The organism is Mesorhizobium sp. C395A (genome assembly GCF_030323205.1).
In the GTDB taxonomy this organism is placed as follows: Bacteria; Pseudomonadota; Alphaproteobacteria; order Rhizobiales; family Rhizobiaceae; genus Mesorhizobium.
On record NZ_CP100473.1, the window covers coordinates 4,662,627 to 4,683,586 of the forward strand.

Genomic DNA, 20,960 nt, shown 5'->3' on the forward strand with positions numbered 1-20,960 from the left:
TCGTTCGGTAGCTGGCGAAAAAAGAGTCGGTCCGCCCGGTCCGACCATTTTTCTTATTCTATCGCGGTGCAGAGAAGACGTCGTAGAGAGCTGAGAAGAAGAGTAGTAAGAGGAAGAATTGCTTCTATGTCGGACCGGCCGGACCGGGCCTCTAGCTGAACCGCTGGGCTTCCGCCCTCTCGACTACAATGGGCGGGTCGGCACGCACGCGTCGCAACGCGTGCCGGTCGTGGGATGCAATCCCCAGCGTCGCCTGCGCGACGCTCGCCCCGCTGTCTGCACTGTCCGTGACGCGACCGTCGGGCGACGGTGTGCAAACTCGGCTTCTGTGGGCGGGGCACTGTCGGCGCCGCGGGGCGCAGAACCGACGGTGTGCGTTGCCGTGACGATCAGGGTGAACGCGTCCCAAGGTCGCCCTGAGCGAGCAAGCCGAATCGCTTCCAGCTCGGTGATGGCGATGGTCCTGCCTGGCGCCTGTCTCGACGCTGTCCGCCGACAGTGTCACCTTTGTTGGCCGGACAACCGCCAGAGCGCCCCGGCGTGGCGCTATGCGGCGGGCGTTAGCACCATGGCGCGTCGTTCGGGAGGCCCCCGGTCAAAAAAATTAAGGCCAGGCACGATTTTGCGGGTCCCCTCCTCGGCAATCGCGACCGGCTAGAGGGCAGTCCGCCATGATCGGAAGTCGGTCTGACCAGGAACATGTCCATTTGTCCGAGCGAGCGGCCAGACAAGCCCCAGCAGGGCGCCCCCAACGCGTGGTTTGAAAACCGTCTCGGTATCTTTGGGCGTGGAAAAATCACTGCGGCTTGCCGCTGCGCCCTTGCCACTGGAGAGGAGGCCGGTCCCTAAAATGAGACCGGCCCCAGCATCGCTTGATAGGCTCGCCCGTCATCGAACGAGTTTTTGATCAAACGTCAAAGTTATCGGGACGTTTGTTCATCGCAGCCTCTTGCGAAAGGGCGAGGATATGATGGACCGCCATCGGGTCTAGCGTCGATTGGACCCAGGTGCGAAACGTGTGGATGCCGAATAGTGTCCACTCCATTGGATCATCCGCGAGGACAACGATGGTGTAGCTTCGCCCATCTGCTGTGACTTTGAACCCTGAGAAGCCGTCTCCTCCGAGGGAATTTCGCGATCGGAGAGGGGTATTGTCTCGGATTGCCCATGAAACTTCACGGACGCGCTGAGCAGGGAAGTGATCATGGAACCGCTCCCACTCTTCTCGGTCTTCGGTTCGGCCACGAGCAAGTCGGAGATCTGTGTTTCGAGAACGTTTGCCGTTCATTTGTATGCTCCTTGCGGTGCCCCGACGACCATTCGTCGGGTCCGGGAGCGGTTTGCCATAAGGCCGTAGAGAGTGCATGGGCGCCAACGCCGAGCGCTCCTTTGCGGTTAGCGCGACGAGCGGTCGACGGGCCGACGCTCGTGGGACGAGACGCACCGATGTCATGACGCTGAGCGACAGGAAATCAAAATGCGGACGGAGGAAACAGGTCTTCTCGTGAAGCTTCACGGCATGCCGTGGTCATTCTCGGACTCGGAGAGAATCTGTACCAGCCGGAAAAATCACTTGGCCGGGCGGCTTTGGCCACGCTCCCAATGCTCTCCTGCTGGTGCGGCTTTCAAGATGCTGATGTGTTCTCCCTTCTTCGCGTTGTCGGCGTGCAGCGCCGGGCTCGGCTTCTATCGCTACGAACGGCTCTGCGGATGTACCCGCAATACCCAGTGCCCCGGGCGCCGGCCAAAGCGCGCCGGCCAAAGGGGATCTCGTATTCGCCGTGGCAGGACTCGCCTTCGACAGCCCAGCTCTCGGGGGGAGAAGTAGCAGGTTATGCGCCTTATGCGGACGCCCTGGTTTGCGAATCAAGAAAAGACCTGGCGGTGCTCTCCCTGCTGGGAGAAACATCGTATGCGCATTATCCGCATGCCCCTCAGAACGGGTAGTCGTCAACCACCGACCGAGCGCTTCGCACCGCGGCGCGGGCGTCGGCGGTCAGCCTCAGCCCAATGAACCCGCGTTTTCCGCCGGTGTCGTCATGCCGCTCGCCGCGATCCTTCAAACTTGAGCTGAACTTCTTCTTGGATATGGCGCGTTCGTTAGCCGCTCGGCACCAGAGCATATAGCTGTCGAAGAGGTCAGCGACGGGTTCCTTGTGGGTCAGCTCGCGGTCGCAGCACTCGCTGATCCATCGGCCCAGTAGGTCTTCATCCTGCAGATACTCCTGTGTAGCGGCCTTGACCCGAGCAGGTCGGTCTAGTCCTTGGGCGCGCCACTTGCCATATCCATCAATCATCCAACGGAGGATGGCGGGGGCCTCCTCGCGCAGCTTTTCTTCCAGATTCCGGTCGACGTTGTTTTCAGGAATGGTGAGCGTAAACGGCAGCAGGTGGATACGCCGCCGGATCGCCTCGTCTACCGTCGTGAAACCCGGCCGATGGTTTCCAGCGATCAAAAGCTTGAACTGCGGGGCATACTCGAAGAAGTCCTGCCGCATGAAGCGGGCCTTGATCGGATCGCCTCCAGTCATCTGCTTGATCCTGGCCTCCGCCCATCGCCGACCTTCCTCGGTCTCCTGCACGGTGACGAGCCTCGCGCCGCGAAGGTCGGCCAGTTCGGTCGGGTGCTGCGGCTGGCTGTTCGCGGTTAGCGTGTCAGTCGCGGTGGATGTGCCGTAATCGCCCAGGATGTATCGGACCGTGTTTACGAACACCGACTTACCATTGCGACCTGTGCCCCAGGCAAAGAATAATGCATGCTCCGAAGTTTCGCCGCACAGAAAGTATCCGCACATCCGCTGGAGATAGCCGATGTACTCCTGATCGCCGTCGGTCACTTCCGAAAGGAAGCGGAGAAAACGTTCTGGCACACTCCCTTCGGCTGCAGGGCCGACGCGGGTCATCTTCGTGCAGTGTGCACTCGGATCGTGTGGGAGCACTTCGCCGGAATCAAGCTGGATCATACCCTCTGGCGTGTTTAACACCCTCAGGTCCGCGTCCCAGATCTCTGCCGGCACCGCCAGGCGCCGGTCGGAGCGCGCAAGGCGTTCCATGGCGGCGCTGGTGCTCGCTAGGCAGAGCCTATAGGCGTCAGAAGGCTTCTTTACTCGGCGGGCCGAGTCGCGCGCCAAGTGGCGAACCCGGTCATAAACTTCCAAGGTCTTGTCCTTCACCCACCGCTGGCCACCCCAGACGAGCCACTGATCCCATTCCGGGACGTAGCGAATCGAGCTGTGGTGCGCTTCGGCAAAGGTCAATGCCAAGTGCTCTTGGCTGAATGCCGGCGCACCGTCGACACCTACAACGCGAGGCGCCGGCTCAGTGTTTAGTATTGCCTCCGCGAGCGCCCGCTGCGCCGCACGGAACATGTCCTGCTGGCGGCTGGCATGACCTCCGATCGGCCACTGGGCGTTCACCAGAAAGGAGAGCGCGAGCTCCAACGGGGCGCCGCTCCGGATACACTCTCCCGCAAAGGCAAGAGAAGCCTCGCTCTCGGTATATCCCGCCTCGTCAAGCGGGACCCTGATCGCCTGGCCATCGCCGCTCAGCCTAACGTCCTTCGGTCCCCGCACACCCAGCCGCGCCTGCATCCGGGCCAAATCTGTCGGCAGATTCTCCAGGTCAGGCACCGGGTCCACATCTGCAGGTGTCAGGTGAGACAACTCGTGCAGCAGATCACGCTGCATCGGGCTCGGGTCCGCTCCGCGGATCTTGTCTGCGAAGTTCGGATGGAACGGCTCGTTGTCTCTTGCCGGCACCGGCTGGGCTGTTGCCGCAGAAAAGGCTGCGAAGTGCTCAAGGGAATACGCGCGGTCCGGATTGTGTGAAATGATGGTCGCGATCCGGCCGGTCTTGTGGTTTACGCAGCCCGGAAGCCGCATCATCCGATTCGCGTTTGCAACACCATCGACCTTTACCAACATCGGCGATGTCGCATTGCGCAGCCAGGTGATCAGGGCCTCATTGGCGGATTTAGCTTCCGGTAAGTCGGCTGCCGATTCGACCAAGTCCCAGTGCGCCTGAATGCCGCGACCACTGTCCACAATCATCGTGGGCAGCAGCGGCATGCCGGCTATTACTTCCAGCGCATGTCTGCGGGCGGCCTCGTGGTCCTCGCCTACAGGGTCAAGATCGACCTGAAGCCGGGTACGGAACGCGATCTCAGCTTCCTTGGGCGGGTTTCCGTTCCGGGGTGTCCACCCTTCGGGCGGCGCATTGTTGACGACGTAGATATGATCGCCTTCCAGGTTACTTGCCTGAGCCCAAGCTCTGCCTGGTCGATGTCGTTAAAAACGCGGCAGTAGGTCGATCGCTGATTCGGGCCGGCCCGTTTATCGATTCTTACAAGGGCCAGCGGCAGGCGGCTTGTGAGAAACGCGCGCAGGCTGCCTCCTTCAGGTGAGTCGCTGTTTTCCGAACTCAGCTCGCTGAGGGCTTGCCGCCCGTCCACGTCTCTGACCTTTCCATTCGACAGGCCGAGGTGCCCGACTTCCGACCTGGGGCTCATCGTGCGCCTTTGGCGGCACGAACCGCGCGCTGCCTGCGCTCATCTATCCCCTCGAAAGAGTCCCGGGCGTCCAAGCGCAAGGCCATCCACTGATCGATTTCCCGTTCAAGGAAAGCAATCTTGTGCGGGCCGAGGGGCACGGGCCTTGGAAAGGTGCCTGCTGCGATCTTGCGGTAAATGTGCGTTTTTGAGAACGAAATCCGGTCAATGACCTCGTCCATACTTATAAAGCGATCTGCCACCTTCACCTCCAGTAACCGGTTACTGGGCGGCAGATGCGTTGGAAAACGAGTTTAGGGCAAAGGCGCTAACGCGGCGATTATGTCTGGATTAACGCGGCCGCATAGCAACTGAGCATTGATCGAGTGTGTATCTGTGGTCGATGAGTCGAGCGACCTCGTATACCAACATGAGGGAAAGTGCCGAAGCCTTCTTGCCTGGCCGCGCCGGCGCGGCCTTGCGTGCTGCCTTTTGTTTTTCCCTTAAATTCTTCGCTAGCTTCATGCCGTTGTCGGTGACGGACGCATTCTGTTCCCATTGATCGCTCCAAGGCAGATCAGTCTCGGTTCGGACGTAGTCGAACAGGACGCCGGTCAACGCCTTCAGACCACTTGTCTTAACGCGAATTTCCCTACCCTCGTCATCCTTCACCGGCTGACGACTGGACCTATCCGTGCTCCTCAGGATAAGGCCTTCATTCGCCTTCAACCCGGCAACAGCTTTCCTAAGCAAGCCTGGCAGGTCACGACCATTGTCCATCTGCTCATATGACCCATCCAGGACCAAGTCGATCATGGCCAGGTTGACCGTCGAACTCTCCAAGGCGAGCAGTGCTGCTTCCAATTTTTTCAGCAGCGCTTTGTTTGCCTTTCTCTGGCGCGGGGCATCGCCCGTTACCGCCAACGCGTCTCCGTGAGCCTGTTCAGCCCGCTTGATGGCCTCGAACAGCCTTCTCTCTTTGCCGACTAAGGGTGTATCTCTCCCCGGGTCGCCTTTCGGGTCGGGTCGCCGAACGCGGCGTGCAACCTCAAACGCGTGCTGCAATGTAATTGTCGTGGTCTCTCCATGAGATGTTGCACCATACTGATTTTCCCCAACCTCATCATTTTTTTCTGTCAAGTCGATCCTCCGGCTGCCAGTGATGGACGTTCGGCCGGGTCCTGTCGGACGGTCGATGCTGGCTGACAATCGCATCTAATAAGCTTTCACGGATGTGCAAGAGACCGGTGATGCTTTGGTAGTTCAGGTGTTGAAGGCCATCGACCTGTCCGCTCCGCTCCAGCCATCACCGTGGGTTCGCCGCCGGCTTTTCCGCTCTAGGCGGTCGCCAGTCGCCCTTCGCCGCCACGCATAACGACGGTCAGCAGGTGCTCCGCATAGGCTTGCAACGCCCGGCGCTTCTCCTCCAGGTAATCATGCTTGTTATAGGTTTTCTGCAGGCCCGGCTTGGCATGGCCGAGCACGGCGTCCCGGATTTCTTGGTTAAAGCCGAGGTGCGCCAACCGCGTCTCGCAGGTCACCCGGAAATCGTGGATTCGGTAGTGCTGGAGGATGGCCTCAGGCTTGCCCAGTTCCTTCCGCAGATATTCCTGGGCCAGGTCATCCAGCGCTCGCTTGCCCTGGGAGAAGCCGGCAACCGGAACACGACCATGCCGCGACGAAAAAACAAAGTAGTCGTTGGCGCCGGTCCAAACTGGCAGCCGCTCGAACAAAGCCCAGAGCGGTGCCGATATCGGCACGATGTGTTCGCGACGGCTCTTGAAGCGCTCCTTGCCAAGGTCCAGCCACCGATTGTCTGTATCGATCTCAGAACGCTTGCAGAAGGCCCACTCCGCCCGGCGCTGGCCTGTAAGCATGAGTGTCTGATAGAGCGAGCCAAACGGATAACGCAAATCGTCCGCGGCCATCCAGATCGAACGGATTTCGACGTCGCCAAGCGCACGTCCGGCCTCCGTGTTTCGCGCCAGATCGTTTCGCTTCATGCCGCTAAGTGGGTTGTTAGCGATAAGCTCGCGGTCGGCCGCCCAGTTGAAGATGCGCGACATCTGCTTGCGGACCTCGCGCGCCGTTCCAATCCGGCCGCTTGCAACAATGTTGTCGATGATTTCGTGCACATCGGATCGCCGGATATCCGCAATCGGCGTGTCGCCCAAATGCGGCACAACGTGCAGGCGTAACACCCGCTCGACGTTCGGCCAGCTCGATATGGTCCTTGCTGCGTCCTGCCTGATGTGTCGCTCCAATACCGCCGCGAATGTATTCGCCCGCCGCTCTCGAACGCTAGAGGCCAGCTCGGCTCTCGGATCTGCGCCGGCGCCGGCCTTGCCTAAGATCGCCCTGGCACGTTCTCTGGCGTCGGCCAGGGTGATCACCGGCCATCTGCCAAGCGTGATACGATGTTGTTTTCCGGCTAAATGGCGACCGGATTCGGCCAGACCACCCTCGCCGAGGACCCTGTAGATAACCGAGAACGATTTTGCGCCATGGTCAGAGACACGCAGGATCAAGCCGGGGCATAGATCGTCACCGATCTCCAGTCGCCCTGTTTTGGGCGGCGTCATGCGTTCAAGTATCTGGTTCGTCAGTCGCTTCTTGCTCGTCGTAGCCATTTGCTCCCCCGGGCGTTCGGGTTTATGAGTTGATCGTCCACCGGGTTTCCGAGGGGAGCCGCAAGGCGCGGTTTTCGACGGAACTCCGTGGGACAGAGTGTTCCGCTCCCCAGGGTGCTGGACAATCATTTTCTGGCTGAATAGGTTACGGCTTGTTACGAGAAGTGTCGTGGAATCAATGGGTTGCCAAGGTTGGGGTCGAGCGTTCGAATCGCTTCACCCGCTCCAGTTTCCTCTAGGGGAATCAAGCGATGAAGAGGCGCCTTTCGGGGCGCCTTTTGCTTTTTCCAGACCGGCGATGTAAGCGCGTTGCGGGACACTTGTTCTCCCTCAGAACCAGGCGCGGGTAGTACGGCGTGGCGCATAATCCCTTGGTTTCCAGTTCGGCGAACGGCGGCAGCGCATCCGAAGCGCTTGCTTGGCTGGCGTTGCGGAACGCCGCGTCCGAATGCGGCTCAGGCTCGCGCTTGGTCGACCCGCAGCCCCTGCGCGCACTCCCGGCGGGACGCAAGTGGGCGCATGAGATTGCCAAGGTAATCTTCGATGGCCTCATGGCAGGAAGCCTGTCGGTGCCGGCACAATTGGCTGCCGGATGGGCGAGGTTCGGCAGCGCAACCACCGCGTTGATCATCGAACTCGGCAAGATCTGGGACAATCCCGCAGCAGCTCGCCGCGTCCAGTACCAGCTTGAGCAAATGCTTCTCGAAGCCGACGATCTTGCCGCGCCGCGCAGGCTGGCGCGAACGCTCGGAGTTCGCGTCGACGCTCGCAATCCGACCGCGACCGAACTGCCGGAAGGCATCGATCAGATCTATGCCCATCTGATGCTGGATGGCCGGATCGAGGCTGTCGTGCAGTTCGGTGCACTCGGGACGGTGACGAGCGATCATTGGATTGAATTGATCCTGGATGTAGTGCCTGCTGAGCGGCTTGCGGGAGGATCGCCTGCACCGCAAAAGGGCGCCGGCGCGACCACGTCAAACACGCCTGCAGCCGAGGTATCGTTTGCCATGGCGGGAAGCGAGCCCGATCAGGACAGCCACTTCGGCAAACTCGCGCAATTGGCCGCACAGGCGCATGACCTGGTTCGGTCGAGCGCTGAACCGTCAGAGCCTGTTACGCCGCGCCGCGCACGGGTCGCGGACAAGCACGACAAGGATCGCACGGCGTTCTGGAACAGCTATTTCGCGACCGAGGATCCCTGGAACTACAGCTCGCTCTATGAGCAGGAAAAATATGAGCGGCAGATCGAGATCCTGCCTGCCGGTCCCATCGGCCGGGCGCTTGAGCTGGCCTGTGCGGAGGGCCATTTCACGCGGCAGCTGGCGCCGCGCGTGGGCCATCTGACCGCAACCGACATCTCCGCCATAGCCATCGAGCGAGCCCGCGCCCGATGCAACAATCAGGCGAATGTCGAGTTCGGCGTACTCGATTTCGCTGCCGACACGCTGCCGGGTGAGATGGATCTGATCTTCTGTTCGGAGGTGCTCTACTATCTGGACGATCTCGCCGAGTTGCGGCGCATCGCCAAGAAATTTGCCGAGGCGTTGGCGCCTGGCGGTAGTTTCATCAGCGCACACGCATTCGTGCTGCGTGACAATGTCGAAAAGACGGGCTTCGACTGGAACACATTCGGTGCCCAGGCGATCTCCGAGACGCTGGCAGCGACCGAAGGCCTGGTGCTCGAGCAATCGATCCAGACCGAGCTCTACCGCATAGACCGCTTCCGCCGCCTATCGCCGGGCGATGTGGCGACGGACCCGGTGATCGATCATGTGCCGATCCGCGCGCCCATCGAAATCGGCGTCGCGCGAAATATCGTCTGGGGTGGGGCGCGAGCCTTGCGCCGCGACGTCGCACGTAACGAGCAGCGCCGGCATATCCCTGTCCTCATGTATCACGGCGTTGCCGATGAAGGTCCGGCCGCGCTCGCTCGCTTTCGGCTCACGCCCGCCGCATTCGCCAGCCAGATGGGATGGCTGCGCGCCAATGGCTTTCACGCCATTGGCTCCGAGCAGCTGGAAGCATCCATCGCCAACCGTCAGCCTTTCGTCGGCCGCCCGGTGCTCATCACTTTCGATGACGGCTTCCAGAACTTCGCCGACCATGCCTGGCCGATCTTGCGCGCCAACGACCTGAACGCGGAAGTGTTCCTGGTGACGGACCTGGTGGGCGAAAGTGCAAAGTGGGACACCGACATCGGTCCGCCGACGCCGCTTATGGGCGCCGGGACGGTGCGACGCCTCGCTGCCGAAGGCGCCTTCTTCGGCAGCCACATGGCGACGCATCGCGCCATAGATGGTCTGTCGAGCGCTGACCTGGCCGCCGAGCTCCTGCGCTCTCGTCTGTTCATCGAACGCTGGACCGGCCGGCCAACCAGGGCGTTCGCGGCCCCCTTCTCCGTCACCGACCGACGGCTTGGCCGGCTGGCTAGGGAGTGCGGCTATCGAGTAGGCTTCGGCCGCAGGCACGGGCCGGCGGACCTCCATAGCGATCTCATCGACCTTCCGCGCATCGAGATTCGCGGCGACCGCTCGCTCGATGACTTTGTCGCCACTGTCGAGGCCGTGCTCGGATAAACGGTGAACTTGTCAGTTCATTATTGGGCGACTTGCGACACGGCTGACATCAGCTCCTTCGGGTTTGGGGCGCCAAACATGTATCGCCCACCCTCCGGGACCTCCGTGAAGCTCCAGCGGACGATCCCCTGCCGGTCCAGCAGGAACTGACCAACCAGTTGTCCGTGTCCCGTGGCCATCATCTGCTCGTCGGCTTCGGTCAGTTCGTAGTGGTCCTTCTTGTCGAGGATTGCGGCGGCTGTCATCGGATCCGTGGGACCGGGCAATTCGCCAGGTATGTCGACCCGCATGTCCTGTGCCGCTGCCATCGCGACCTTGTACGGCCAGTTCGTCTCGTTCTCGGTGAATTCGAGATTGGGCAGTCCAAAAGCACGATGTGAAGCGCGTTCCGGGTCCGACGCCGCAAGCAGGTTCGGCATTGGATGGTAGCGGAAATAGAGCCGCGCCCGTTCGATCGGCGTGTTGACCACCGTCAGGCTCTCCACGCCCTTTTCGCGCAGCTCCGGATCGAGACGCGCCTGAGCGGCGATGTGGCGCCGGCAAAACGCACAATGCAGACCTCGAAACAGGCCGACCAGCACCGGTTTTTGCCCGCGAAAGTCGTCAAGCGCAATCTTGCCTTCCTGGGTAATGGCGTCGAGTATCAGGTTCGGCGCCCGGTCGCCCGGTTGAAGCGGTATCAATCCACTAGGCGCGGACATGTCCAACCCCCTATCCCGGCTAGTCGAGAAAAGGCAGCACCACAAGCGCTTCCGGGTCGAGCCCGTGCTGGGCGCATATACCCTGCGCCAGGGAAAAGTAGCGTTCGGCCTCGGCCAGATTGTCGAGGTCGAGATTAAGCGTTGCGAGTCCATCATAGCACGGAAACAGCAGTTGGGGCTCGCCCGTTTCGCGGGCTACCTCCAGTGCTTCGTGGAACAAGCCGATCGCCAGTTCCGGATGGCCGTTGCACTGGTGGATCTGCCCAAGCACGATCAACGGCACTGGCAGGTGCTCGCGCTGGTCGAGCGCCCGGTCAATCTCGATGGCCTTCTCGGCAGCAGGCACGCCCTCCGTTGGACAGCGATCCGTGAAAGTACAACAAGCTACCGCCAGATTGGCGAGGAGGCGCGCCTGGAAACCCAAATCGCCAATACGGCGCGCCACTTCAAGACCGCGCCGACAGACCTCCATCGCCTTCGCCGGATCGATGGTCGTGTAGAGCACCCCGAGATTGGTGTAGCCGCGGCAGGCCGCGCCCAGCAGACCGGCGGCTTCGGCCAATTCAATGCTGCGCTCAACCTCACGCACGGCTTCATGGTTTCGCCCAAGGCGAGCCAGCGCAACAGCCTTGGTATTAAGTGCCTCGGCGGTCACGAGGGTGGCATCATCGGAGACATGTTCCGTTGTCAGAGAGCGTACGCAATCCAGCGCCGCGTCTGCCCATTTTGCCGCGAGAGTGTGATCTCCGCTGCGGAACGCCTGTCGGCCACGTTCTTGCCAGAGATGCGCCTGCTCGATCGGGGCATCCGCTCCATCGAGGAGCGCTGCCGCTTCAGCGTAGCGCGATTCCGCGTCGTCCCGCTTGCCCACGTCCCAAAACAGCCGACCGATCTTGCGCAAAACGCGCGCCGCCGCGACACGATCGGCTGACTCGCGATAGGCCTGCAGCACCGCCTCGTAGTGGCGGTGTGCAATCTCGCGGCGGCCTGCCGGGCCGCTCAAATCGGCAATGCGCTCTGCAATTGCCAGTTTGAGCGGTGTTTGCCCGATCGCGCCCAACGCAGTCAGTGCTCGCTCGTAGAAACGAAGGGCGTCGTCATTGGCGTATATCATGCGAGCGCGATCTCCCGCCGCCTGCAGGTAATGCGCGCCCCTCTCCCGCTCGGCGCTCTGAGCGAAATGATGACCGAGCACGGCCAGATCCTCGAACCGTTCCGGCTTGTCGCCGCACAGTTGCTCCAGGGCGGCACCTACCCGGCGGTGGATGTCGGTCCGGCGTTGCAGGAGCAGATTCTGGTAGATCACGTCCTGCAGCAATGTTTGCGTAAAGCGGTAGCTTTGCGACGAGACCGAGCCTGATCCGGCAACTTCCTCGATGATTTCCGCATCGCAAAGCAGTTCGCAGCCCGCTTCCAGTCGGCCGGGGTCGGCTGCCACGGCTTTCAGAAGCGTGGCATCGAAGCGCGGGCCGATTACCGCGGCTTCCTGGGCCAACCGGCGCACCTCTTGCGGCAGCCGGTCGACGCGAGCAAGCAACATTGCCTGGATCGTGGCGGGGATGCCGGTTGCGACTTCGCCTGCCACGGTCCGCCATTGCTGGCCCTCGCGCACCAATACACCGCGATCGATAAGGCCGCGAACGATCTCCTCCAAGAAAAGCGGGTTGCCGCCCGCGCGCTCGAGGATCTGGTCGAGAAGCCCTCTTGCGGCGTTTACCCAGTTATCGCCGAAAAGCGCCGCCACCAGGCGGCGTCCGTCATCGCTGTCGAGCGGCGAAAGCCTGAGCGCTGTGTGGCTGACCCGACTTGAGTCGAGTTGGTCGTTGTCCGACGCCGGACGATGCGTGACCAGCAACATCAGCCGCGTGCGTTCCAGTCTGTCCATCACGAAACGCAGTGCCTCGAGCGAGACGGAGTCGGCCCAGTGCAGGTCTTCGACGACAATCAACAGCGGCGACAACGCAAGCCGCCATTCCATGATTGTGCGGACCGCGTAGAGAATTTGCCGCCGCAGCTGCTCGGGCTCGACATGCTGCAAGGTGGCATGGGGGTCGCCGAGGCCAAGCACATGGTAGAGCAAAGGCATCAGCCGCTTCGCCTCCTCGCCCTGCAGGCCGAGATCGGCAAGCAAGGCTGCGAGCTTGCCCCGCATTTCGTCCCCATTGTCGTTTTGCATCATCCCGGCAGCGCTGCGCACCACTGCACCCAAGGCGCCAAATGATTGTTCACCCAGCGGTGAGCACGTGGCCTGCCGCACGGCGACGTTGCGAAAACGATCCTCGTCGCCGACGCGGTCGACGAACTCCTTCACCAACCGCGACTTCCCGATACCGGCTTCGCCGACGAGGCGGACAAGCTGGGCCGAGCCGCCGCACGCCAAGTCAAGGCTCGCCAGCATTCTGTTGAGCTCCGCATCACGACCTATTATGGGCGCACTGAGGCCGAGCGCCTCGAGCCCGCGCGCTGCACGCGGCGCCGCAAGCGGTGCATCCAGTCGGTGGACGAGCACACTGCCAGCCTTGCCGCGAAAGACGACATCGCCCAGCGACTCGTACGAGAAGGCATGCCGGGTCAGCCTGTGCGTGAGTTCGCCCACCAGCACCTCACCCGGTGCAGCCAGCGATTGCAGGCGTTGCGCCGTATTCACCGTGTCGCCGGTCACCGAATAGGATTTGGCGGTGCCGATGCCCAATCCGCCAGTAACGACCGGACCCGTGTTTATGCCTATGTGGAGCAGCAGCGGCGAGCCGGAGTGGCGGGTGCTTTCACCGAGCCGCGCCGTCCGGGCGATCATGTCGAGAGCGGCTCGAAGCGCACGTTCCGGATCGTCCTCATGCGCGACCGGCGCACCGAACAAGGCGAGCAGAGCGTCGCCGATGAATTTGTCGACGAAACCACCAAAGCCTTGCACGGCCGCCGTCAATTCCTTGAACAGTTCGTTCTGCAGCGCCTGCATGACCTCGGGGTCGAGCTGCTCGCTGAGTGTCGTGAAGCCGCAGAGATCGGCGAACAGCACCGTTACCGTTCGTCGATCGGCGTCGGAGACGGAATGCGGCCCCTCTTCGCTTTCGATGTTCGGCGACGGAGCTCGAGAGGGCTGCGCAATGGTGCGGCTTGGTGTCGGAGCAGGCCGTTCGGCAGCTTTTGCGGACGCACCCACGCTTGCCCCACATTTAGGACAGAACTCGAAATCAGGTGCGCAGGCGTAGCCGCAACTGGCGCATGGCACGGGCTGGCGGCGGCCACACTTCGGACAGAAGGCGTAACCGCCCTCGATCTCGAAACCGCAGCCAGAGCAGTTCATGGACACCTCACCAGAGCATGATGCCGAAGAGTGTGAAGCGGTTTTCGGACGACATCATGCTCTATCTCTTTGACCTTGGGCCATGACGCGTGATCTCGCCACGCTCGTCACGGCCGGGGTATTCACAAGGATGAACCGATAGTCGTCAACCGGCAAGCGGCAGCACAAATGGGCATCGGTCTGGGTTGGCGGTGGAGCACTGCCGATACGGGCGGCCGCGTGGCCGTGATTTGCGAAAATTCCCTCGTCCCGCCGTCTTCCTGCTATGATGGAGATGAGGAGGCGACCCATGAGCGAGAACCGTAAGCTGGCCGCAATCCTGGCTGCAGATGTGGTCGGATACAGCCGGCTCGCGAGCGCGGACGAAGATCGTACCTTGGCGCGGTTGCGGGCACTGCGCAGCGACCTGATCGATCCGATCATTGCAGTGCACCACGGGCGGGTTATCAAGCGTACCGGAGATGGGGCACTGGTTGAGTTTCGCAGTGTGGTCGATGCCGTGCGCTGCGCCGTTGAGATTCAAAACGGTATGGTTGAGCGCAATGCCGGCGTACCGCAGGAGCGCCGCATCGAGTTCAGGATAGGCATCCATCTGGGCGACGTGGTCGAAGAGAGCGATGGCGACCTGATGGGTGACGGCGTCAACATCGCCTCGCGTCTGGAGGGCGTTGCGGCGCCCGGCGCCATCTGCCTGTCCGAGGATGCCTATCGCCAGGTCAAGGCCAGGCTTGACCTCTCGGTCAGCGATCTCGGCAGCACACAGCTCAAGAACATCGCCGAGCCGATCCGAGTGTATTCGCTGCAAGTCGGCGCCGGGGCCAAGGTGGCCGCGACCTCGCAAACCCCGACGAGCCCTCCGGCTGCGGCAGCGCCGCCGAAACTGTCGATCGCCGTGCTGCCGTTCGCCAATATGAGCGGTGATGCCGAACAGGACTACTTCGCCGACGGCATCTCCGAAGACATCATCACGGCGCTGTCCAAACTGTCACAGCTCTTCGTCATCGCTCGCAATTCGTCGTTCATCTTCAAGGGCCAGAACGTCCATGTGCAGGATGTCGGCACGAAGCTCGGCGTGCGCTATGTCCTTGAAGGCAGCGTACGCAAGTCGGGGAACAAGGTACGCATCACCGCGCAGCTCATCGATGCAATTTCAGGCGGCCATCTTTGGGCGGAGCGGTTCGATCGCGATCTGACCGACATATTCGCCGTGCAGGATGACGTGACGCAGCACATCGTCGGTGCGCTGGCGCTCAATCTGACCGAGGATGACCGTCTGCGGCTGGCGCCCGAACACCAGCGCAACCCGGAGGCGTATGACTGTTTCCTGCGGGGCCGAGAGCTGTGGCACCGGCTGACGAAGGACACGAACGTCGCGGCCCGCGAGCTCTTGCAGCGGGCCATCGAACTGGACCCGAAATTTGCCTCTGCCCACGCTTTCCTAGCCCTCACGTACGGGCTCGATTACCTCAACAGGTGGGGTGCGTCGGACTCGATGGCGCAAGCGGAAGAGGCAGCAACGCGAGCGGTAACGCTGGATGACAGCGATCCCTGGGCGCACTGGGCGCTGGCATCGGCCAAGCTTTACACACGACGGCACGATGAAGCCATCAGCGAGGTCGAGCGCGCGATAGCCCTCAATCCGAACTTCGCCGAAGCGCACGTCGCCCGCGGCGAGGCGCTGTATTATTCGGGTAGACCCGCGGAGGCGCTAGAGAGTTTCGCCCGGGGAAAGACCTTGAACCCATACTTTCCGGATGTGCTTCTGCACTTCCAGGCTTTGGCATCGTTTCAACTGGGAAGGTACGAAGAGGCCGTCGACCTCTTGCTGCAACGGCTGGCTCGCAACGCTGTCACTGACGTCTCGCGTGCGCTTCTGGCGGCATGCTACGGCCATCTGGGCCGTTTGGAGCAGGCCCATGCGGCATGGCAGGACCTGCTTCGCGTCAATCCCGCCTATTCGCTGGAACACCGTCGCAAAGTCTTGCCTTACAAGAACCCTGCCGATTTCGAACTCATGGTCGAGGGGCTCCGCAAGGCCGGCGTGGTGCAATGACGGGCTAAAGCCCGGCCGGATCAGAGGCCTGAGGCCCGGCCGATCTTGCGCCATCGGGCGTTTTCGCGAACCGGTTTCAGGTCATCGGTCGTCTCGGCAAATGTCCGCAACCGGTATTGCCGCAGCAGGTCCGGGAACAGCGCCCCTTCCGGCAGTCCGGCAAGCTGCTCGCGGACCGAGATTTGTTCATCGATGACCCGCATGCCCCAGGCATTTTCCCGAACCTGCAGCTCGGCGGCCAGATCGCGCTCTTCTGGCGCGTTTTCATCAAGCGCAGCCAGCAGGATCGAGTGAAAAAGCGCGACATAGCCAATCTGTCTCAGGCCGCCCACAACCCGCACGCGCGGCAATATGGCAAGGGCAAGGACCATCAGGAACAAGTCCGGCAAAAGCATGCCGTCCAGCAGTGCCTGCTGGAGATGCGGCCGCTCGAACGGGATGGAAAGACCATGCGGCCTGTCAGGCTCGATCAGCCGCCCGTTCTCGAGGACGAGCTTGCGCACGCGCTGCTCGCGGATGCCCCAGAAATAGGCCGTGGCATTGGGCAGGAACCTGCCAAATGGGCCCGATGCGGCTTCTTGCAAGGCATGGTCGAGACGCCGGCGCCTTGCGGGCTCGAGGAGCAGCCTGGAAAGAAGACTGCCTTCATCTTCCAGATGCCGCGCCACGACAGTCGCGGCCAGCCTATCATCGATGAAAACCGGCCGGGCCATGCCGGAACGATCCCAATCGGCGACCAGATGCTCGTTGAGTTCTGTCAGCGCATCGGCAGCTGTTGCAAATACCTTGTCCTGGCTGGCAAGCAGCGTGCCGAGCCAGCTTCTGGCATCCGTCTCATTGCCCACCGTTTCGAGCGCGCGCCCGTTGAGGGCGACGGGACCGGCCGCGCAGGCGCTTTTGCGGCACAGTTTGTGGCGGCCCATGCCAAACAAATTGACCTTGTCGTCGCCGACATCCAGCCATCCCGGCCCCTCCCGGCCGGTTGTCTCCATGGTCATGGTCGTTCCCATGAAGCCGAAAAAAGCCGACAGCCCGTTTTCGACCGCGCCGAGCCAGGCAAGCAGCAGGGCATCGAAGGTGATGCGATCCATCAGAAGCAGGCAGTGCAGGCCGGACTGGATAACCGGTCTGTGGTCGAATTCGTCGAGGGCCTTGCCGATCGCTTCGGGCTGCACGATCGCACCGAGGCGCTGCTGCAGGACGTCGCGCAGGATCGAGCGGGCAGCAATCGACGGGGCCGATCCAGGCCTTGCCACCGGCCGCCACAGATGGCGGGCATAATCGGAAACCGGTGCATTCCAGTTCTGCTCGATGTCACGCACGACCTCCGGGCAGAGCAGCGACAGCACGGCCAAAATGTCCACCGGAGGCGCAGGGGCAGGGACGGCGGTCATCAGAACCGCAGCCGGGCCATGCTCAGGAGGTCGTGGTACTGCCCGTCGGTAAAACCGGCCTTCACATGCCGTCCCTCGACCTCGAAGCCGTGGCTTGTGTAGAGACGGATGGCCGGTTCGTTGTCGGCATAGACAGTCAACTCGACCCGCTTCAGGGCGCGCCAATTGTCGGCCACGTCAAGCAGCGCGCCTAGGATGGCAGAGCCGATGCCTCTGCCGACAAAACCATCGTCAAGACCGATATTGATCTCGCCGATATGCGAGCGGCGCGGCGAACCCTGCGCGACCAGGCTGCCATGGCCGACGACCTTGCCGTCCAACTCGGCAACGATCCAGGTGGTTTCCGGGCCGGACTTGGCGATGCGCCGCTGCACCTGCTCCACCATCTCGAACGGCATCCTGAGCGTGCCCCAGCGGAAGCCCGGCATGTTGAAGATAGCGCAAAGCGCCTCGGCATCGCTTGGCCGGACGGCCCGGAGCTGCGGCTGGATTTTCTCTAGGGGTGGCGTGCTGGTCATGGCTTTTCCGGCTACAGCAATTCCAGGAAAAGTGTGAGCGGTTTTCCGTCCGGAATTGCGTCAGAACAAAGTGACAGAGGCAATATGCCCGGCACGATGCACCGAACGTCACCTGAAAATCCAGCCGTCTCTGCTACCTATGCCGATTGCGCGGCAAAATGCCGGGGGGCGGCGTAGAGTTTGAGGATACCGCTGATGCCGATCCAGCCGAAAAGGGCGAGCCAGCACAATGTCCCGGCCGCCGTCCAGTCGATCCGGTGCACGGCGGCGTCGGTGATGACGAGGCCAAGGACGGCAAGCAGGCCAACCAGAAACTGCGCCAGGCCGAGCACCAGCAATTCCTCACGCGGCGCACTTCTCCAGACGAGATAGGTGCCGCCTGCACCCGCGAGGAAGATGGCGCTGTAGACCTGGGCGTGAAAAGCATCGATCGGCCATGGCCAGAAGCCACCGAATGTCAGGGGAAACAGCAACAGGCCGACGCCGTAGGCCCCGAGGATCGTCATTTCCACCGGTAGGTAGGCGCGCCATGCGGGGTTCAAGATCACGCCTCTTGCAGAAGGGCGGGCCCTTGCCCGCCACAGGAACAGCCCGGATACCGCGGCTGACGCAAGATAGACCAGAAACCAGAGCCAGGGGGCTTTGCGCTCGAAGTTGAAATAACCGAGATTGATGAACGAAGCCGCCGACACGATGACGGTGAAGATGAAGGCCATGACCAGCACGAGCCTGCCGGGCGACCAGCGATTCCAGACCAGCAGCGCCCCCATCACTGCCATTTCGGCGGTGTAGAAGCCGCCGAGGAAGCGGGCATTGAACGGCGTGACGGCCCAGGGCCAGCGCGGCTTGACCAGCGCAGGCGCGAAAAACAGGCCGGCCCCGACGATCAGGACGATGATGACCCCCGCCGAGAAAAGGCGCAGGGCCGCCGGAAATGGCGGGTTGTCGCGTGTCGGCATGGAGAAAACCCCAGAGATGAATGCCCCATGGGCTATCATAGTTTGGAATTCAACAAATGGAAATTGACCTGTCACCAGGCTTGTCCATTCGAATGGCCGTACGGTCCGTTTAGCAGTATGATGGAGCGTTCGGGTCGAAGATCGGTCCGGCCAACACGCCTAGAGCCGGATGATTTCAGGTCTGTCCGACCTGAAATCTGAATCCGCCTCTGAATCAGGAAGAGCATGATGTCGTCCGAAAACCGCTTCACACTTTTCGGCATCATGCTCTAGCGGCGCAATTTCCGGAGCCTGCACGATGACCGAAGCTCAGGATCTGTTCTCGCTTCTGCGGCAATCGACCGATGTCGATCCGCAGGCAATCGACGCAATCCGGCAAACCATCGCCGAGGGCAAGGACCGCGAACTTTGCCGGATCAATGCGCTGGCCTTCGCCAGCAAGCATGGCCTCGACGAGGAACGCACCATAAGCGCCTTTCTCCATGCGGCGCGGGTGGGCATCTTCGACATTTCCTGGAATGTTCTGTGCCCCGGCTGTGGCGGCGTGCTCGACACCAACGCCACGCTGAAAACCATGCAGAAGGACGAATACACCTGCGCGCTGTGCTCCCAGGGCTATTCGCCGACCCTCGACGAGATGGTCGAGGTGACATTCACCGTCAGTCCCCGCGTGCGCAGGATTGCCGCCCACAATCCACACGAACTGCCGTTGGTGGAATATTACCGCCAGATCTACTGGGCGTCCGGGGCCGATCTGCCGGACGAGGATCTGGCGGAAAAGATGGAAGCGTTCTCGCTGGAAGATATCGAGCTTGCGCCCGGTGAAAAGGCGGTTCTGCACATCCAGCTTCCGCCCCAATTTATCATCGTCTTCGAGCCGGTCACACATTCGGCCCAGTTCATCGACGCGAAGGGCGAACCGGCAAAAGAGCGGCGAAACCTCTCTCTGGCCTTCGACCGCGACCATGTCCAGAGCCAGACGCTGGAGATGCAGCCCGGCCCATTGCGCATTTCGCTGGAAAACAGGACCGACGCGCGCGTGCTGCCGACGGTCTTCATCGCCTGCCCGGTATTGCATGATTTCCTGGGCAAGCGCCGGCCCTTCGTGACCGCCAAGCGCCTGCTCACCAACCAGACGTTCCGGGATCTCTATCGCACGGATACGCTCGACATCAACCAGCGCCTGAAGATCACCAGCCTGACCTTCCTGTTCACCGATCTGCGCGGATCGACCGAGCTTTACGAGCGGGTGGGCGATCTTTCAGCCTTCGATCTCGTGCGCGAGCATTTCCAGGTTCTGCACGAGATCGTCGCGGCGGAGGCAGGCGCGGTTGTGAAGACGATCGGCGATGCGGTGATGGCGACCTTCGCGACGCCTGACCGTGCGATTGCCGCGGCGCTGCGGATGCGCGACGCCATGCGGGCGCTCAATGACAAAAGCGGGCGCGAGGACCTTCTGCTCAAGATCGGTGTTCATGCCGGCCCCTGCATAGCCGTGTCCATGAACGAGCGGCAGGATTATTTCGGCCAGACGGTCAACATTGCTTCGCGGGTCCAGAACCTCGCCAACGCACAGGCGATCTTCGCCACGCGTGCGGTGGTCGACGATAATCTCACCGCCGATCTGTTGCACAGGAACGCGCTGACGCCCGTGCCGCACGAGGTCTCGCTGCGCGGCATCGAGCGGGAGATTGCGGTTTATACGATCCCCTGAAGAGTTCTCTACCGCTCACACGCGCTTGCAGAGGAAATAACGGTCGGCGGGCTCCGAAGTGGGCGCCGGGAGGTGTTGCAGCAGCGGGTGATCGAGCGGCGTGCCACTGACCGCGAAGCCGCCGACGCGAAGCAGGCTCGCAATCAGATCGGGAAGCCAGGTAGCGGTCACTGCATCGCGATCGTCATAGCCGGTGCCAATGTCGGCATGAACAAGGGCGGCTTCGATGCCAATGAACTTGCGGCCCGTCTCGCGTATTTCGCCGAGCACGAGGTTTTCAGCTTCGGGAATTGAGCTAGTGTGCGCGCCAACTTCGCGGTCGAACACCACGATCCGGCGCCCGGGCAGAAGCTCGCGCAGATGGTGGAATGTCCGGCCATTGCCGAGGCCGAGCTCAAGCACAAGCCCCTCCATCTTCGCCACCTCGGGGCAGATTCGATTGAGAATGTCGCGCTGCGCGGTCATCCTGCTGATGAAATTATCGAGGCGACTCATATGCGATTGTGTGTCCTGAACCAGCAGCCCCGATCGAGGCTTGCTGCATATAAAGGCGAACGACGAACCCTGCAATAACGCAACCGGCCGCCGACAAGCGTCATACCGGGTGGAGTGTTCGGCAGGC

General features: G+C 61.9%; 13 protein-coding genes. 3 read left to right on the forward strand and 10 right to left on the reverse strand.

Translation table 11 applies throughout. The annotated features are described in order from the left end of the window. Window positions 1–1,934 precede the first annotated feature (1,934 nt). The 4 genes from NLY37_RS22725 to NLY37_RS22740 form a co-directional block, all read right to left on the reverse strand. Complete coding sequence (locus NLY37_RS22725; protein WP_023742061.1) at window positions 1,935–4,067, reverse strand: phage/plasmid primase, P4 family; 2,133 nt, start codon at window positions 4,065–4,067, stop codon at window positions 1,935–1,937. A gap of 436 nt (window positions 4,068–4,503) precedes the next feature. Continuing rightward, window positions 4,504–4,749: a helix-turn-helix transcriptional regulator gene (locus tag NLY37_RS22730; RefSeq protein ID WP_245270969.1), complete on the reverse strand. Its 246-nt coding sequence runs from the start codon at window positions 4,747–4,749 to the stop codon at window positions 4,504–4,506. A gap of 88 nt (window positions 4,750–4,837) precedes the next feature. Beyond that, window positions 4,838–5,626 (reverse strand): hypothetical protein, encoded by a 789-nt coding sequence (locus NLY37_RS22735; RefSeq protein WP_156933937.1) that lies wholly within the window; start codon window positions 5,624–5,626, stop codon window positions 4,838–4,840. Window positions 5,627–5,823: 197 nt separating this feature from the next. Beyond that, entirely contained in the window at window positions 5,824–7,116 is a 1,293-nt protein-coding gene (locus NLY37_RS22740) for a tyrosine-type recombinase/integrase (RefSeq protein WP_031246244.1), read from the reverse strand. Between the two features lie 551 nt (window positions 7,117–7,667). Between NLY37_RS22740 and NLY37_RS22745 the strand changes: the two genes are divergently transcribed. After that, complete coding sequence (locus NLY37_RS22745; protein WP_245261215.1) at window positions 7,668–9,695, forward strand: SAM-dependent methyltransferase; 2,028 nt, start codon at window positions 7,668–7,670, stop codon at window positions 9,693–9,695. Window positions 9,696–9,715: 20 nt separating this feature from the next. Here the strand turns inward: NLY37_RS22745 and NLY37_RS22750 are convergent, their stop codons facing one another. Both NLY37_RS22750 and NLY37_RS22755 read right to left on the reverse strand, forming a co-directional pair. Continuing rightward, on the reverse strand, window positions 9,716–10,396 hold the full coding sequence (locus NLY37_RS22750; protein ID WP_023742056.1) for a redoxin domain-containing protein: 681 nt from the start codon (window positions 10,394–10,396) through the stop codon (window positions 9,716–9,718). Between the two features lie 19 nt (window positions 10,397–10,415). Further along, complete coding sequence (locus NLY37_RS22755) at window positions 10,416–13,700, reverse strand: adenylate/guanylate cyclase domain-containing protein (protein ID WP_023742055.1); 3,285 nt, start codon at window positions 13,698–13,700, stop codon at window positions 10,416–10,418. 289 nt (window positions 13,701–13,989) lie between these two features. Between NLY37_RS22755 and NLY37_RS22760 the strand changes: the two genes are divergently transcribed. Beyond that, the gene (locus tag NLY37_RS22760; RefSeq protein WP_023742054.1) at window positions 13,990–15,753 is read left to right on the forward strand and encodes an adenylate/guanylate cyclase domain-containing protein; all 1,764 of its coding nucleotides are present in this window, start codon (window positions 13,990–13,992) and stop codon (window positions 15,751–15,753) included. Window positions 15,754–15,773: 20 nt separating this feature from the next. Here NLY37_RS22760 and NLY37_RS22765 read toward each other — a convergent pair whose 3' ends face one another. The 3 genes from NLY37_RS22765 to NLY37_RS22775 form a co-directional block, all read right to left on the reverse strand. After that, window positions 15,774–17,117: a hypothetical protein gene (locus NLY37_RS22765; RefSeq protein WP_023742053.1), complete on the reverse strand. Its 1,344-nt coding sequence runs from the start codon at window positions 17,115–17,117 to the stop codon at window positions 15,774–15,776. A 29-nt stretch (window positions 17,118–17,146) separates the two neighbouring features. Next, window positions 17,147–17,665, reverse strand: a complete 519-nt coding sequence (locus NLY37_RS22770; RefSeq protein WP_023742052.1) for a GNAT family N-acetyltransferase — start codon at window positions 17,663–17,665, stop codon at window positions 17,147–17,149. Window positions 17,666–17,802: 137 nt separating this feature from the next. Continuing rightward, window positions 17,803–18,624, reverse strand: coding sequence for a hypothetical protein (locus tag NLY37_RS22775; protein WP_023742051.1), 822 nt, complete (start codon window positions 18,622–18,624; stop codon window positions 17,803–17,805). Between the two features lie 298 nt (window positions 18,625–18,922). On the opposite strand from NLY37_RS22775, the gene NLY37_RS22780 reads away from it, so the two are divergent. Further along, window positions 18,923–20,338 (forward strand): adenylate/guanylate cyclase domain-containing protein, encoded by a 1,416-nt coding sequence (locus NLY37_RS22780; protein ID WP_023742050.1) that lies wholly within the window; start codon window positions 18,923–18,925, stop codon window positions 20,336–20,338. A gap of 15 nt (window positions 20,339–20,353) precedes the next feature. Here NLY37_RS22780 and NLY37_RS22785 read toward each other — a convergent pair whose 3' ends face one another. After that, on the reverse strand, window positions 20,354–20,833 hold the full coding sequence (locus NLY37_RS22785) for a class I SAM-dependent methyltransferase (RefSeq protein ID WP_023672134.1): 480 nt from the start codon (window positions 20,831–20,833) through the stop codon (window positions 20,354–20,356). Between the last annotated feature and the right edge of the window lie 127 nt (window positions 20,834–20,960).

Coding starts and splice junctions, on each gene's coding strand:
- NLY37_RS22785 (WP_023672134.1), bottom strand. CDS start 20,833: ATGAGTCGCCTCGATAATTTCATCAGCAGGATGACCGCGCAGCGCGAC.
- NLY37_RS22780 (WP_023742050.1), top strand. CDS start 18,923: ATGACCGAAGCTCAGGATCTGTTCTCGCTTCTGCGGCAATCGACCGAT.
- NLY37_RS22770 (WP_023742052.1), bottom strand. CDS start 17,665: ATGACCAGCACGCCACCCCTAGAGAAAATCCAGCCGCAGCTCCGGGCC.
- NLY37_RS22755 (WP_023742055.1), bottom strand. CDS start 13,700: ATGAACTGCTCTGGCTGCGGTTTCGAGATCGAGGGCGGTTACGCCTTC.
- NLY37_RS22760 (WP_023742054.1), top strand. CDS start 13,990: ATGAGCGAGAACCGTAAGCTGGCCGCAATCCTGGCTGCAGATGTGGTC.
- NLY37_RS22775 (WP_023742051.1), bottom strand. CDS start 18,624: ATGCCGACACGCGACAACCCGCCATTTCCGGCGGCCCTGCGCCTTTTC.
- NLY37_RS22750 (WP_023742056.1), bottom strand. CDS start 10,396: ATGTCCGCGCCTAGTGGATTGATACCGCTTCAACCGGGCGACCGGGCG.
- NLY37_RS22725 (WP_023742061.1), bottom strand. CDS start 4,067: ATGCCGCTGCTGCCCACGATGATTGTGGACAGTGGTCGCGGCATTCAG.
- NLY37_RS22740 (WP_031246244.1), bottom strand. CDS start 7,116: ATGGCTACGACGAGCAAGAAGCGACTGACGAACCAGATACTTGAACGC.
- NLY37_RS22745 (WP_245261215.1), top strand. CDS start 7,668: ATGGCAGGAAGCCTGTCGGTGCCGGCACAATTGGCTGCCGGATGGGCG.